This is a genomic window from Sphingomonas sp. ACRSK, assembly GCF_022346685.1.
Lineage (GTDB): Bacteria > Pseudomonadota > Alphaproteobacteria > Sphingomonadales > Sphingomonadaceae > Sphingomonas > Sphingomonas molluscorum.
The window spans coordinates 94312-108114 of sequence record NZ_JAKRNR010000001.1; the positions used below are offsets into that span (position 1 = coordinate 94312).

At 69.0% G+C, this 13803-nt stretch carries 12 protein-coding genes; 5 read left to right on the forward strand and 7 right to left on the reverse strand.

The window, feature by feature from the left end:
• Positions 1–3: 3 nt before the first annotated feature.
• The 4 genes from MHZ35_RS00505 to MHZ35_RS00520 all read left to right on the forward strand — a co-directional run bounded on the left by MHZ35_RS00505 (position 4) and on the right by MHZ35_RS00520 (position 3534).
• Positions 4–525, forward strand: a complete 522-nt coding sequence (locus tag MHZ35_RS00505; protein WP_239433901.1) for a nucleoside 2-deoxyribosyltransferase — start codon at positions 4–6, stop codon at positions 523–525.
• 15 nt (positions 526–540) lie between these two features.
• Positions 541–843: an NAD(P) transhydrogenase subunit alpha gene (locus MHZ35_RS00510; protein ID WP_125962137.1), complete on the forward strand. Its 303-nt coding sequence runs from the start codon at positions 541–543 to the stop codon at positions 841–843.
• A 97-nt stretch (positions 844–940) separates the two neighbouring features.
• Positions 941–2458, forward strand: a complete 1518-nt coding sequence (locus MHZ35_RS00515; protein ID WP_239433902.1) for an NAD(P)(+) transhydrogenase (Re/Si-specific) subunit beta — start codon at positions 941–943, stop codon at positions 2456–2458.
• A gap of 74 nt (positions 2459–2532) precedes the next feature.
• Entirely contained in the window at positions 2533–3534 is a 1002-nt protein-coding gene (locus MHZ35_RS00520; RefSeq protein WP_239433903.1) for a MarR family winged helix-turn-helix transcriptional regulator, read from the forward strand.
• A gap of 24 nt (positions 3535–3558) precedes the next feature.
• On the opposite strand, the gene MHZ35_RS00525 is transcribed toward MHZ35_RS00520, so the two are convergent.
• The 3 genes from MHZ35_RS00525 to MHZ35_RS00535 form a co-directional block, all read right to left on the reverse strand.
• Positions 3559–4941, reverse strand: a complete 1383-nt coding sequence (locus tag MHZ35_RS00525; protein WP_132883000.1) for a sensor histidine kinase — start codon at positions 4939–4941, stop codon at positions 3559–3561.
• Positions 4942–5025: 84 nt separating this feature from the next.
• Complete coding sequence (locus MHZ35_RS00530) at positions 5026–5706, reverse strand: response regulator transcription factor (protein ID WP_239433904.1); 681 nt, start codon at positions 5704–5706, stop codon at positions 5026–5028.
• A gap of 21 nt (positions 5707–5727) precedes the next feature.
• Positions 5728–5967: a hypothetical protein gene (locus MHZ35_RS00535; protein ID WP_239433905.1), complete on the reverse strand. Its 240-nt coding sequence runs from the start codon at positions 5965–5967 to the stop codon at positions 5728–5730.
• A 188-nt stretch (positions 5968–6155) separates the two neighbouring features.
• Between MHZ35_RS00535 and MHZ35_RS00540 the strand changes: the two genes are divergently transcribed.
• The gene (locus MHZ35_RS00540) at positions 6156–7931 is read left to right on the forward strand and encodes an ABC-F family ATP-binding cassette domain-containing protein (protein WP_239433906.1); all 1776 of its coding nucleotides are present in this window, start codon (positions 6156–6158) and stop codon (positions 7929–7931) included.
• 195 nt (positions 7932–8126) lie between these two features.
• On the opposite strand, the gene MHZ35_RS00545 is transcribed toward MHZ35_RS00540, so the two are convergent.
• Genes MHZ35_RS00545 through MHZ35_RS00560 form a run of 4 tightly spaced genes read right to left on the reverse strand, consistent with a single transcriptional unit; the run spans position 8127 to position 13767 of the window.
• Entirely contained in the window at positions 8127–8945 is an 819-nt protein-coding gene (locus MHZ35_RS00545; RefSeq protein WP_239433907.1) for a DUF815 domain-containing protein, read from the reverse strand.
• A 38-nt stretch (positions 8946–8983) separates the two neighbouring features.
• A complete protein-coding gene (prsR, locus tag MHZ35_RS00550) occupies positions 8984–10336 on the reverse strand; it encodes a PEP-CTERM-box response regulator transcription factor (RefSeq protein ID WP_239433908.1) in 1353 nt (450 codons plus the stop codon).
• Positions 10333–12378 carry an XrtA/PEP-CTERM system histidine kinase PrsK gene (gene prsK / locus MHZ35_RS00555; protein WP_239433909.1) on the reverse strand — a complete coding sequence of 682 codons (2046 nt, stop codon included), beginning with the start codon at positions 12376–12378 and terminating at the stop codon, positions 10333–10335. Before prsK ends, prsR begins: the two co-directional genes overlap by 4 nt.
• Entirely contained in the window at positions 12379–13767 is a 1389-nt protein-coding gene (locus MHZ35_RS00560) for a TIGR03013 family XrtA/PEP-CTERM system glycosyltransferase (RefSeq protein WP_239433910.1), read from the reverse strand. It lies immediately after the preceding gene.
• Between the last annotated feature and the right edge of the window lie 36 nt (positions 13768–13803).

Sequence of the window (13803 nt, forward strand, 5' to 3'; positions counted from 1 at the left end):
CGCATGCCCAGGCGCCTCTATCTTGCCGGTCCCGACGTGTTCTTGAGCGACGCGCCCGTGATCGCCCGGGCCAAGCTCGCCCTGTGCGCCGAGTACGGCTTCGAAGGCATCTTTCCCTTCGATGTCGAGGCGAGCCCGTCGGCCAGCGGCAGCTTCCAGGAAGGCGTGGCGATCTATCGCGCCAACCTCGCCCTGATGCGCTCGGCCGATGCGATCGTCGCCAATCTGACGCCGTTCCGCGGGCCGGGCGCCGACGCCGGCACCGCCTTCGAGCTCGGCTTCTTTGCCGCGCTCGAGCGGCCGATCTACGGCTATTCGTCGAGCGGCGAGGATTTCGCGACGCGCATGCGCGCGCTGGTCGGCGGCGATGCGGACGCAGTGGTGGAAGACTTCGGCCACCAGGACAATCTGATGCTCGGCGGTGCGGTCGCGTCGCACGGGGAATGGGTGACGGTCGCGGACGGGGACCCGGCGGCAATGGCGGCGTTCGAGGCCTGCCTGCGCGCGATCCCCGCGAGCCGCTGACGAAAGGGCAAGGCCATGGACTTCGTCTCGATCCTGTCGATCTTCGTGCTGGCGTGCTTCGTCGGCTATTATGTGGTGTGGTCGGTCACCCCGGCGCTGCACACGCCGCTGATGGCGGTCACCAACGCGATCTCGTCCGTCATCATCGTCGGCGCGCTGGTCGCGGCTGCGGCTGCGGGCGCACCCGGCGCCAAATGGCTCGGGCTGCTCGCCGTCGTTCTCGCGAGCATCAACATCTTCGGCGGCTTCGCGGTCACCGAGCGGATGCTGGCCATGTACAAGAAGAAGGAGCGGCCGGACACGGCCGCCAGGCACTAGGTCGTCATCCCGGCGAAGGCCGGGATCCATCGTGCGACACGCGCAGGTGGAAAGATGGACCCCGGCCTTCGCCGGGGGGACGGAAAGGGGGTTCAGGATGGAACATACGGCTTCGGTAAACCCCTGGGTGGCGCTGGCCTATCTGATCTCGGGCGTGTGCTTCATCCTCGCGCTGCGCGGGTTGTCCTCCCCCGCCACCTCGCGTCGCGGCAACCGGCTGGGGATGATCGGCATGGGCCTGGCCGTCGTCACCACGCTGGTGACGCACCTGCCCGTGCAAACAATCGGCCTCGTCCTGGCGGACCCCACCGGAGCCATCGCCGCGACCGGCCCGCTGTTTGCGCGCATCGACATGCTCACGCTGCTGGAGATCCTGGGCGCCATCGCGCTCGGTGCGGTCATCGGCCTCACCACCGCCCGACGGATCGCGATGACGGCGATGCCGCAGCTGGTCGCCGCCTTCCACTCGCTGGTCGGCCTCGCCGCCGTGCTGGTCGCCTGCGCCGCCTTCCTGAACCCGGTCGCCTTCGGCATCGCCGAGCTGGTGGTGCCGATGATCGGCCAGCCATTCGCGGCCATCCACCCGGTCAGCCGGATCGAGATGACGCTGGGCGCCGCCATCGGCGCGATCACCTTCTCCGGCTCCGTGATCGCCTTCCTCAAGCTCAACGGCAGCATGTCGGGAAAGCCGATCCTGCTGCCGGGCCGCCACATCCTCAACCTGGCCGTGCTGGGCGCGATCCTGGCGCTGATCGCGGGCTTTTTCGAGACCCAGGCGCCGTGGATGTTCTGGGCGATCACGCTGCTCGCCTTTCTGGTCGGCTTCCTGCTCATCATCCCGATCGGCGGCGCCGACATGCCGGTCGTGGTGTCGATGCTGAACAGCTATTCGGGCTGGGCGGCCGCCGCGATGGGCTTCACCCTCGGCAACAGCGCGATGATCATCACCGGCGCGCTGGTGGGCTCGTCGGGCGCGATCCTGAGTTACATCATGTGCCGCGCGATGAACCGCAGCTTCCTGAGCGTCATCGCGGGCGGCTTCGGGGCCGAGAGCGGCGGCGCCAGCGGCGGCGAAGCGATCGACCGCCCGTGGAAGCGTGGCTCTGCCGAGGACGCTGCCTTCCTGATGAGCCAGGCCGAGCAGGTCATCATCGTCCCCGGCTATGGCATGGCGGTCGCCCAGGCGCAGCATGCGGTGCGCGAGATGGCGGACAAGCTCAAGGCGCATGGCGTCCGCGTCAAATACGCCATCCACCCGGTCGCCGGCCGCATGCCGGGCCACATGAACGTGCTGCTGGCCGAGGCGAACGTCCCCTATGACGAGGTGTTCGAGCTGGAGGACATCAACGCCGAGTTCGCGCAGAGCGACGTCGCCTTCGTGATCGGCGCCAACGACGTCACCAATCCCTCGGCCAAGACCGACAAGAGCTCGCCCATCTACGGCATGCCCGTCCTGGACGTGGAAAAGGCCAAGACGGTGCTGTTCGTGAAGCGCTCGATGGGCGGCGTCGGCTATGCCGGCGTGGACAACCCGGTGTTCTACATGGACAACACCATGATGCTCCTGGCCGACGCCAAGAAGATGACAGAAGAGATCGTCAAGGCACTCGATTGATACTGCCCCGCTTCTATGCCAGACAAGGCTCCATAGCGGATGCTTAACGTCCGGTACACGGTTGGGGGCCTGTCATGCTTGGATCGTCTTCCCACGCGTTCGGGTCTCCGGCGGATGCCCCGAGCAGCGCACAGGGCTTTCATCACCCCGCGGCCCTCTTCATCGTCGCCCAGGACGCCGCTCAGAGCCAGGCGGCAGCAGACGCGGCAGCGCTGGCCGGCGCGCACGTGATCGGGCGCGGCGGCTTCGGCGACCTGCCGCGGCCGTCGGACCTGCCTGGGCACGACATCCTGTTGATCGAGGCCGCACCGGCGTCACCCGCCGAGCTGGAAGCGCTGCTGCAGTGGGGCGAGGAGATCCGCGCCTGGGCCGGCTCTCGGCTGATCGTCTGCTTCACGCCGGCACAACTGGACCAGGCCGTCGCCCAGACCTCCGTGGCGGACGTGCAGATGCTGTGCGCCCCAGACGTGTCCGAACGAGTCTCCGCGCTCGCGATCGCGGGATGCCGGCCGACGATCCAATATGCGGGCGCGACCGAGACCGACGGCGAACGCATCCGGCGGCTGAGTGAAGAAGTCGCCCGCATTGCCGAGGCGTTGACGCGCCTCACCTTCGCGAGCGCGAAGGGACAGGCGCAGGATCGCGACGGCTACAATGCCGAGCCGGAGCTGCTGGACGGCTCCGGCCCGGATACGGGTGGCACGGCCAAGCTGTCGGAGGAGGAGCCGCTGCCGCAGCCGGCCGCAATCCGCGCACAGATCCGTGCACGCCGGCTGCGCGCGCAGTTCTTCGATCCGCAGCTTTTTGCGGATCCGGCCTGGGACATGCTGCTCGACCTGATGGCGGCGCGCCTGGAGCGGGTGTCGGTATCGGTCTCCAGCCTGTGCATCGCTGCCGCGGTCCCGCCAACGACGGCGCTACGCTGGATCACGACCATGATCGAGGCCGGGCTGTTCGAGCGGGAGGACGACCCGCTGGACCGCCGCCGCGCCTATATCGCGCTCACGAACAAGGCGTTCGAAGGGATGCGGAACTATGCAGCGGCCGCGCGTCGGCTGGGCCTTCGCGTCTTTTGAGATGCGTCGTGCCGCCGCCGGGTATTAGCCGAAGGCGGGGAGGCGCAGCCGCACGAGCAATCCGCCCAGGTCCTCGCTCTCTTCCAGCGTGACCGTACCTTCGTAGATTTCGGCCACGTCCCGCACGATCGCGAGGCCTAGGCCGGTGCCCGGCTTGCCGCTGTCCAGCCGGACGCCGCGGTCGAAGATGCGCTGGCGATCGGCCTCCGGAATGCCGACGCCGTCGTCCTCGACCAGGATCTCGGCAAAGCCCATGTCCGCGCGCACCGTCACGAACACGCTGCCGCCCCCGTATTTGGCGGCGTTCTCGACCAGGTTGCCCAGGATCTCATCCAGGTCCTGACGTTCGATCCGCGCGATCAGATCGCGCGCGCCATCCACATCGACCCGCACGTTGGGATAGAGCCGGCTGACCGCGCGCTCGACCGCCTCCACCGACGGCCACACTTCGGCGCGGCTGTGGGCGCTGCCGCGCCGCCCCACCGCACGCGCGCGGGCGAGGTGGTGATCGACCTGCCGGCGCATCGTGCGCGCCTCGCGGATCACCGTCGCCGCCAGATCGTCCTGCCCGGCCGCCGCGGCGTTCATGATGACGGTCAGCGGCGTCTTGAGCGCATGGGCGAGGTTTCCGGCGTGACGCCGCGCCTCCTCCGCCTGCCGGTCGTTGTGCTCGACCAGCGCGTTGAGCTCCTCGACCATCGGCGCGACCTCGGCGGGCATCGCGCCCTCCAGCCGCGCCGCCTCGCCGCTGCGCAGCCGGGCGATAGCGTAGCGCAGCTTGCGCAAGGGTAGCAGGCCGTACCAGGTCTGCAGCGCCGCCATCACGATCAGCCCCAGCCCCAGCAGCAGGAAGCTGCGGATCAGCGTACGGCGCAGCGCGTCGATCTGCGCGTCCAGCACGTCGCGCGATTCCGCCACCTGGAAGCGCCAGCGCACCGGCGATCCGGGCAGCGTCAGGTCACGTTCGACGATGCGCAGCTTCTCGTCCGGGAAGGCATTGCTGTCGTAGGTGTGGATTTCCTTGTCGTGATGCGGGTCCCCCTCGGGCAGCTTGCGATCCCACAGCGACCGCGACGGAAACGGCTCGAACCCCTTGCCGCTCACCTGCCAGTACAGGCCGGAACCGGGCTCCAGGAAGCGCTGGTCCCCAAGGTTGCGGTTGAACACGACTTCCCCGTCCGACCCGATCTCGGCCGTGACGATCATCGAGGTCAGCAGATAGTCCAGCTGGTCGTCGAAATTGCGCGTGATCGCCGAAGTCAGCACCCGGTCGAGCGCAAAACCACCGCCGGACAGCAGCACTAGGATCCATACCGCCGCGATCAGGATCATGCGGCGGCTGAGCGAGCCCGTCACCCGCACATAGCTGCGCGGGGGCGGGTCGCCCGGGCCCGGCTGCACCGGCATAGCCGCCTTGTCGTGGCGCGCAGCCCAGGTATCGAGCAGGCCGCCCCAGGGTTTCATTGCAACGTTGCCTTCATCGGCCCCGCATCACGCGATCGGCGCAGGTGCGCCCGGCTCGTCGAGGCTGTAGCCGAGGCCGCGGATGGTGGTGATCACGTCCGATCCCAGCTTCTTGCGGATCCGCGTCACGAACACCTCGATTGTGTTCGAATCGCGGTCGAAGTCCTGGTCGTAGATGTGCTCGATCAGTTCGGTGCGGCTGACCACCTTGCCCTTGTGATGGATCAGGTAGCTCAGCAGCTTATATTCCTGCGCGGTGAGCTTCACCGGCTCGCCCGCCTTGGTGACCTTGCCCGATCGCGTGTCGAGGCGGATGTCGCCCGCGATCAGCTCGGCCGAAGCATTGCCCGACGCGCGGCGGATCAGCGCGCGCAACCGCGCGATCAGCTCCTCGGTCTGGAAGGGCTTGGCGACATAGTCGTCGGCACCCGCATCGAGCCCCGCCACCTTGTCGGACCAGCTGTCGCGCGCGGTCAGCACGAGAACGGGTGCGGTGCGCCCTTCCTTGCGCCAGCGATCGAGCACGGTAAGCCCGTCGACTTCCGGCAGGCCGAGGTCGAGGATGATCGCGTCATAGGTTTCGGTGGAGCCCAGGAAATGCCCCTCCTCGTCATCGGTGGCGAGGTCCACGGCATAGCCGGCGCCCTCCAGCGTGGCCCGCAGCTGGCGGCCCAGATTCGGTTCGTCCTCGACGATCAGAACGCGCATTTCCACCCTTTCGCGAAGGCTCTATTTTCCCGTCCGGCCGACGATCTCACCGGTGCGGCCGTCGACATCGACCCAGATCACGGCTCCATCGCGCAGGAACTTGAGCGTGTAAATGGCAGTGCCGGCATCGAAGTCGAAGCCGAGATATTGTGCGCCGCGGATCTTGCCGGTGACCCGCCGCTCGATCTCGCGCAGGGGCAGGATGCGGCCCTGCTTGCGGCCTTCCATCGCCGCTTCCTGGTCGCCCCGATGGCGTTGCATGCCGGCCACGGGCGCAGCATCCGCTGCCACAGGCAGCAGTGCGCACACGCAGAGACCGGCTCGAACCAACATCTTCATGCTGGTTGGCATAGGGGGAGCGCGTTGAATAGCCTATGAATATGGCCGGGCGGGCAAGTGTTGCACGGCGGCAACTTGCCCCGTCCGCAGCGGCCGCCTACCTGCCGCCCATGGCAGCACCCATCTTGAGCTACGAAGGCCTCGGCCTGATCCAGGGATCCGGCTGGCTGTTCCGCGGCCTGGACCTCCATATCGGCCAGCGCGACCGGCTGGCGCTGATCGGCCGCAACGGCGCAGGCAAGTCGACGCTGCTGCGGCTGATCGCCGGCACGCTCGATTCCGACGAGGGTCGCCGGACGGTGGTGCCCGGCACGCGCGTCGTGCTGCTGGAGCAGGACCCCGACGTCTCGGGCTTTGCGACGCTCCACGACTTCGCCTGCCACGGCGAGGATGCGGCGGCGACCCACGAGGTAGAGGCGATCGCCGACCAGCTCGGCATCGACCTGTCGCGCGAGGCGGCAACCGCCAGCGGCGGCGAGCGGCGCCGCGCGGCCATTGCGCGCGCGCTGGCGATGAACCCCGACGTGCTGCTGCTCGACGAGCCGACCAACCACCTCGACCTGTCCGCGATCGAGTGGCTGGAGGAATGGCTCGGCCGCTTTTCGGGCGCCTTCGTCGCGATCAGCCACGATCGTACCTTCCTGACCCGGCTCACGCGCTCGACGCTGTGGCTGGACCGCGGGACGATCCGCCGCAACGAGATCGGCTTCGGCGGCTTCGATGCGTGGATGGAGACGGTGCAGGCCGAGGAGCAGCGCGCCGCCGAGAAGCTCGACGCCAAGCTCAAGATCGAGGAGCATTGGCTCCACCGCGGCGTGACGGCACGGCGCAAGCGCAACCAGGGCCGGCTGGAGGCGCTGCACAAGATGCGCGCCGAACGCGCAGCGATGACGGGGCCGCAGGGCACTGCCAAGCTCGCGGTGGAGAGCGACGACACCAAGACCAAGGTCGTCATCGACGCCGAGCACGTCACCAAGGCATTCGGCGACCGCACCGTCATCAAGGACTTCTCGCTGCGCGTACGCCGCGGCGACCGCATCGGCATCGTCGGCGGCAATGGCGCCGGCAAGACCACGCTGCTGCGCATGCTGACCGGCGAGCTGGAACCGGATTCGGGCAAGATCACCCGCGCCAAGACCCTCGACGGCATTGTCATCGACCAGCAGCGCAAGCTGATGGCGCCGGAAAAGCGCGTGCGCGACGTGCTCGCCGACGGCGGCGACTGGATCGAGGTGCTGGGCGTGAAGAAGCACGTCCACGGCTATTTGAAGGAGTTCCTGTTCGACCCCAGCATCGCCGAGGCCAAGATCGGTACGCTCTCGGGCGGCGAGCGCTCGCGGCTGCTCTTGGCGCGCGAGTTCGCGCGGCATTCGAACCTGCTGGTGCTCGACGAGCCGACCAACGACCTCGATCTGGAGACGCTCGACCTGTTGCAGGAGGTGATCGGCGACTATGCCGGCACCGTGCTGATCGTCAGCCACGACCGCGACTTCCTCGACCGCACCGTGACGGTGACGCTGGGGCTCGACGGATCGGGAACGGTCGACGTGGTGGTCGGCGGCTATGCCGACTGGGAAGCGCGCCGCAAGCCCAAGGTGGAGCGCAAGCCAAAGGCGGCTCCCGCCGCCGAGCCGGTGCGGACCAAGCCGACCAAGCTCAGCTACAAGGACCAGCGCGACTACGACCTGCTGCCCGGCCAGATCGAAAAGCTGGAGCAGGCGATCGCGCGGGACGAGGCGGCGTTGGCCGATCCGGACCTCTATGCCCGCGATCCCAAGAAATTCGACACGCTGATGGCCAGCGTCGCCAAGGCGCGCGCCGACAAGGATGCGGCCGAGGAACGCTGGCTGGAACTCGCCGAGCAGGCCGAGGCGCTGGCGGGATAATCGTGCTCCTGCGCAGGCAGGAGCCCAGGGTGACAGACGACAGCGCTTGTGGCTCTAGGCTCCTGCCTGCGCAGGAGCACGGTGCCGCGGCGGACGGCGCCCGACCCCAAAACGTACGTACCCCGGCGAAGGCCGGGGCCCAGTCCGGAAGGCCGCCGTTGTCGCCCAGGCGGCAGCCCCTTCAGCAAGCCAGCGCTACAACGCGCGCCCGTGCCGGCCCGCTAGGTCGGTGACATACTGCCACGCGATGCGGCCCGAGCGGCTGCCACGGCGCGTCGCCCAGCCCACCGCATCGGTGGGATCGAACGGCAGGTCGTGGGTCGCGCAATAGCCGGCGACGATCGCCAGATAGGCGTCCTGATCGACGACATGGAATCCCAGGCTCAGCCCGAAACGGTCGGCGAGCGCCAGGCTGTCGTCCATCGAATCGCGCGGATTGATCGCGCTCGCTTGCTCGGCCAAGTCGCGCGGCATCAGGTGCCGGCGGTTGGAGGTCACCACCAGCCGCGCGTTGGCCGGCCGCGCCTCCGCCCCACCCTGGAGCAGCGAACGCAGCGCGCGCGCCTCGCCCGGATGCTCGAAGCCGAGGTCGTCCAGGAAGATCGCAAACGCCCGCCCCGCGCCGGCGATCGCCGCGAACAGCGCCGGCAGCGTCTCCAGCCGCGGCGTCACCACCTCCACCAGCGCCAGCGCCGCACCTTCCGCCTGCACGGCACCGACGGCGCTCTTCACCAGCGCCGACTTGCCGGTGCCGCGCGCACCCCACAGCAGCACGTCCTGCGCCGCGATGCCGCCGGCCAGCCGCTGGAGGTTCGCAACGAAGCTCGCCTTCTGCGCCTCCATGCCCGACAGCAGCGCGATCGGCAGCGGATCGAACGCGCGCGCCGCCTTCAGCACCGTTCCGTCCCACAGATAGGCGGGATGGGCGAGCGGATCGGCAGCGGGCGGCGGCGGCGGTGCGAGCCGTTCGAGTGCAGCGGCGATCCGCGCCAGCGTGTCGGGATGGGCGTCCATCCGCTCGCGCTACCCGCGCGCGATGGCGTCAGGCAAGCTCACGGCTGCAAGTCATAGGCCTTCATCAGGTCGTAGAGCGTCGGCCGGCTGATCCCCAGCAGCCGCGCGGTGCCGGAGATGTTGCCCTGGGCCCGCGCCAGCGCATGGCGGATCGCGCGGCGGTCCGCCTCTTCGCGGATCGCCTTCAGGTTGATCGGCTCGGCCTCGCCATGGTCGAGGTCCAGGTCGGCGGCGGTGACCTGCTTGGCGTCCGCCATGATGACGGCGCGCTTCACCCGGTTCTCCAGCTCGCGCACGTTGCCCGGCCAGTTCCAGGCATCGATCGCCGCCAGAGCATCGGGTGCGAAGCCGGTCACCCCTGCGTTCATCTGGCGCGCATAGCGGCGTAGAAAGTGCCGCGCGAGCAGCCCGGCGTCCCCCGGCCGTTCAGCCAGCGACGGGATCCGCACCACGATCTCCGCGAGGCGATAGTAGAGGTCCTCGCGAAAGCGCCCGTCCGCCACCATCGCGTCCAGGTCCTGGTGGGTCGCGCAGACGATGCGGGTGTCCACCGGGATCGGCTTGCGCCCGCCGATCCGCTCGATCACCCGCTCCTGCAGGAAGCGCAGCAGCTTCACCTGCAACGGCAGCGGCACGTCGCCGATCTCGTCCAGGAACAGCGTGCCGCCCTGCGCAGCCTCGATCTTGCCCGCGGTGGTCTTGATCGCGCCGGTGAACGCGCCCTTCTCATGCCCGAACAGCTCGCTTTCGAGCAGCGTCTCCGGGATCGCGGCGCAATTGATCGCGACGAACGCGCCCTTGGCGCGCGGGCTCGCGTCGTGCAGCCCGCGCGCCAGCAGTTCCTTGCCGGTGCCGGACGCCCCCAGCAGCAGCACCGACACGTCGGCGGGCGCCACCCGCTCGATGGTGCGCGTGACCTTGAGCATCTCCGGCGCGGCGGTGAGCATGCCGCCCAGCGCCGTCTCGCCCTCGATCCTCGCGGCCAGCCGTCGGTTCTCCGCCTCCAGCGCATGGACGTGGAACGCGCGCGCGACGATCAGCCCCAGCGTGTCGATGTCGATCGGTTTCGAATAGAAATCGAACGCACCCATCGCGATCGCCTTCAGCGCGCTTTCACGGGCACCGTGGCCGGATGCGACGATGATCTTGGTGTCCGGCTTCAGCGCCAGCATCGCCTCCAGCGTGGCGAAGCCCTCGCTGGTGCCGTCCGGGTCCGGCGGCAACCCCAGGTCGAGCGTCACTACCTGGGGCTCCTCCGCCCGGAGCGCCGCGAGCGCCGCCGCACCGTCGCCCACCGCCGTGATCGCATAGCCCTCATAGGCCCAGCGCAGCTGCCGCTGGAGGCCCAGGTCGTCCTCGACGATCAGCAGCCGTCGCATCTCGGCGCTCATGCCGCCTCCTCCATGGTTGAGTGCGGGGCACGCGGCAGCAACACGCGGAACGTCGATCCCTGCCCCTCGCGGGTGGTCACCTCGACCCGTCCGCCCATCGCCTGCGCCAGCTGGCTTGCCTCGAACGCGCCGATCCCGAAACCGCCGGCTTTCGAGGAGACGAACGGCTTGAACAGACGTTCGCGCACGAATGCCGGCGACATGCCCTGGCCGCAGTCGATGACCTCGATGGCTGCCATGTCCTCCGCATGGCGCACGCGCAGCATCACCGGCATGTCCGGCGCGCTCGCCTCCACGGCGTTCTGGACCAGATGCCCCAGCAGCTGTTCCAGCCGCGCCGCATCGGCAATCGCGCGGACCGGTTCCTCGGCCTCCACGCGCACCGCATGCTGGGCGCGCCGCGCGTCGGCAATCCCATGCGCCAGCGCCACCAGGTCGAGCGGCCTTGGCATGCCCGCCGCCGCCGGCTGCCGCTGCGCAAGCCGCGCCAGCAGGTCGTTCATCCGCGCGGCGGACTCCTGCAAGGTCGCCACCATGTCCGCGCGGAACTCCGGATTGTCGGCATGGCGCTCGGCATTGCGCGCCACCAGGCTCAGCTGACTGACCAAATTCTTCAGGTCATGCAGGATGAAGGCGAAGCGCCGGTTGAACTCGTCGAAGCGCTGCGCCTCCAACAGGGCTTCGGTCGCGCGCGCCTCGGCCAGATAGCTGGCGACCTGGCGCCCCGCGATCTTGAGCAGGTCGAAATCTTCCCAGTCGAGCGCTCGGTCGACCGGCGGCCGCGCCACCAGGATCGCGCCGACGAGCTGCCCCAGGTGCGGCAGCGGCACGACCACCCAGGCATCCGCGAGGTCCAGCATCCAGGCGGGGATCGCCTCCGCATCCATCCGCTCGGCGTTGCCCGAGCGAACTGCATCCAGCTCCAGCACCCGTCCGCTCTCCGCCAGATGCCGGGCGAGGGCAGCGGCAGGCTCCGGCGTCGGCCCCTCCATCGGCCAGTTCCAGCCGGCGGCGCGCTCCAGCCCCTCCTCGCCCGCGATCAGCAGCATGCCCGCGGGGGACTGGGTAAGGTCCGCGATCGCCTTGACCACGCGCTCGGCGAGCGGCGCGCCGCCCTGCGGCCGCCCCAGCGTCTCGGTGAAGCGGGCCCATTCGACACGATAGTCGTAACGGTGCTGGAACAGGTGCTTGGTGAGCTTGACCCGGACCCAGGCGCGCAGCCAGGTCGACGACATCAGCGTCAGCAGCGCGGCGGTCGATCCGAAGACGAACGCCGTCTGGAGAACGCGCGCATGCCCGCCCCCCAGGCTCGCCAAGGCCGCGTTGCCCGCGATCATGACGAGCACATAGCCCACCAGGCCCAGAACGGAGAGCGAGTGCAACGTCGCGGTGCGGGACACCCGCAACTCGCGCCCGCCGCTGCGGTGGAAGGCAAGCGCGATGACGGCGGCGAGCAGCGCCAGTGCCAGCCCGCGCATCGCCTGGAACTCGCCCGGTGCGTCCCCGGTCAGATAGCGGAGCGCGCTCAGGTTGACGTCGATCAGCCACAATGCCCCGATCGCGGTCATCGCCAGCCGCAGTCCCGATCGGCCGAGCCCCGTGCTCAACCCATAGAGCAGCACCAGTCCCCCCGCTGCCGACAGGGCGCGCATCAGCAGCGCGGCGCGCATCAGCCCGGTGGCCACGGCTTCCGGCTTCGCCCCGGTCGCCAGCAGTTGCAGGACCACCTGCAACGCGACCACCAGCGCCACCACCGCATAGGCGATCGGCAGCGTCAGGTAGCGCGCACCGCCCCAGCGGTGGATCGCCAGCATGACGGCCAGCCAGGCGAGGTTGCGCAATCCCTCCACCACCACGGTGACGGGCTCCGCATTGCCGATGCCGGCGACCGACAGGGCCCAGAGCGCCGTCAGCACCAGCGCCGCGGCAAAGCTGACGCGGATCACGCGCGGCAGCTCGCGGCTGCGCACCGCCCAGATCGCAAGCATCCCGAACAGCAGCGCGGCCAGCGCATGGCTCCACAGGATGAGGTCGGGCAGCATTCAGCGCGCGCCCTCGGGCCAGAGCACCACCCGCACCGTCTGGAGCAGGATCAGCAGGTCCAGGAAGGGCGAGTAGTTCTTGGCGTAGTAGAGGTCGTATTCGAGCTTCTGGCGCGAATCCTCGATCGAGGCGCCATAGGGATAGTTGATCTGCGCCCAACCGGTGATGCCGGGCTTCACCATGTGCCGTTCGGCATAATAGGGAAGCTGCTGCTCGAGATCGTCGACGAACTGGGGGCGCTCGGGGCGCGGGCCGACGAAGCTCATGTCGCCCTTCAGCACGCTCCAGCACTGGGGCAGTTCGTCGATCCGCAGCTTGCGCAGGATGCGGCCTACCCGCGTGATGCGCGGATCATCCTTTTCGGCCCAGACGGCGTTGCCCCCGACCTCCGCATCCACCCGCATCGAGCGCAGCTTGATGATGTCGAAGGCGAGGCCATAGAGGCCGATCCGGCGCTGGCGGTAGAAGGCCGGTCCGCGGCTGTCGAGCTTCACCGCAAGCACCGCGAGCACCAGCACCGGCAGCACCAGGACGAGCAGCAGCAGGCTGACGGTCACGTCGAACAGCCGCTTGAACATGCTGGAGAACACCCGGCCCGACGAGAATCCGTCGGAGAAGATCAGCCAGGACGGGTTCACGCTGTCCAGGTCGACGCGCCCGGTCTCGCGCTCCAGAAAGGTCGAGAGCTCGTTGACGTGGACGCCGGTGGTTTTGATCCGCAGCAGGTCCTTGAGCGGGAGCGCGTTGCGCCGTTCCTCCAGGGCAAGCACCACTTCGCTCGCGTTGAGCAGCACGACGTGCTCGGCCAGGTTGTTGATCGCCTCGCGTCCGATCGCCTCCGGCATCACCGGCTGCGCGTCCCCCATGCCGACATAGCCGACCACGACAAAGGCAGCGCCCGGCGCCCGTGCCAGTGCCTTCAGCCGCGCGGCACGGGGGCCGGCGCCCAGCACCACCACGCGCCGCTTGAAGACGTGGCCTCCGAGCGTCCGCCCGAGCAGGATCCGGAGCATCAGCAGCAGGACGACGGCGAACCCCATCGCGTAGAGCAGGTTGGAGCGCCAGAAGGTGATCGTGGGGATCAGGAAGAACAGCGCCGCCAGCGCGATCGCGCCCAGCGCGATGGCGACGATCAGCCGGGCGGCGGCAAAGCGCAGCGACTGGAGCGCCTCCGCCCCGTAGACGCCGACCGCGATCATCGCGAGTTCCAGTGCCGCGGCGAAGCTCAGCAATTCGGGAATGCGCGTCTGGATCGGCTCTGCGACCATGCCGATCTGCCCGGCGCGCACGATCCAGCCCAGCTCCGCCGCCACCAGCAACAGCGCGAAGTCCAGCATCCCGAGCAACAGCACGGCATGGGGTATGTAGTGCTTGAACAGCCTGATCATGACGCCCGATTTCCTGGCCGGGCGTGAGAACCCGGT

Excerpts from the sequence above, each read along its gene's own strand:
- MHZ35_RS00520 (WP_239433903.1), top strand. The coding sequence starts at position 2,533 with ATGCTTGGATCGTCTTCCCACGCGTTCGGGTCTCCGGCGGATGCCCCG.
- MHZ35_RS00510 (WP_125962137.1), top strand. The coding sequence starts at position 541 with ATGGACTTCGTCTCGATCCTGTCGATCTTCGTGCTGGCGTGCTTCGTC.
- MHZ35_RS00560 (WP_239433910.1), bottom strand. The coding sequence starts at position 13,767 with ATGATCAGGCTGTTCAAGCACTACATACCCCATGCCGTGCTGTTGCTC.
- MHZ35_RS00545 (WP_239433907.1), bottom strand. The coding sequence starts at position 8,945 with ATGGACGCCCATCCCGACACGCTGGCGCGGATCGCCGCTGCACTCGAA.
- MHZ35_RS00535 (WP_239433905.1), bottom strand. The coding sequence starts at position 5,967 with ATGCAACGCCATCGGGGCGACCAGGAAGCGGCGATGGAAGGCCGCAAG.
- prsK (WP_239433909.1), bottom strand. The coding sequence starts at position 12,378 with ATGCTGCCCGACCTCATCCTGTGGAGCCATGCGCTGGCCGCGCTGCTG.
- MHZ35_RS00530 (WP_239433904.1), bottom strand. The coding sequence starts at position 5,706 with ATGCGCGTTCTGATCGTCGAGGACGAACCGAATCTGGGCCGCCAGCTG.
- MHZ35_RS00540 (WP_239433906.1), top strand. The coding sequence starts at position 6,156 with ATGGCAGCACCCATCTTGAGCTACGAAGGCCTCGGCCTGATCCAGGGA.
- prsR (WP_239433908.1), bottom strand. The coding sequence starts at position 10,336 with ATGAGCGCCGAGATGCGACGGCTGCTGATCGTCGAGGACGACCTGGGC.
- MHZ35_RS00515 (WP_239433902.1), top strand. The coding sequence starts at position 941 with ATGGAACATACGGCTTCGGTAAACCCCTGGGTGGCGCTGGCCTATCTG.
- MHZ35_RS00525 (WP_132883000.1), bottom strand. The coding sequence starts at position 4,941 with ATGCCGGTGCAGCCGGGCCCGGGCGACCCGCCCCCGCGCAGCTATGTG.
- MHZ35_RS00505 (WP_239433901.1), top strand. The coding sequence starts at position 4 with ATGCCCAGGCGCCTCTATCTTGCCGGTCCCGACGTGTTCTTGAGCGAC.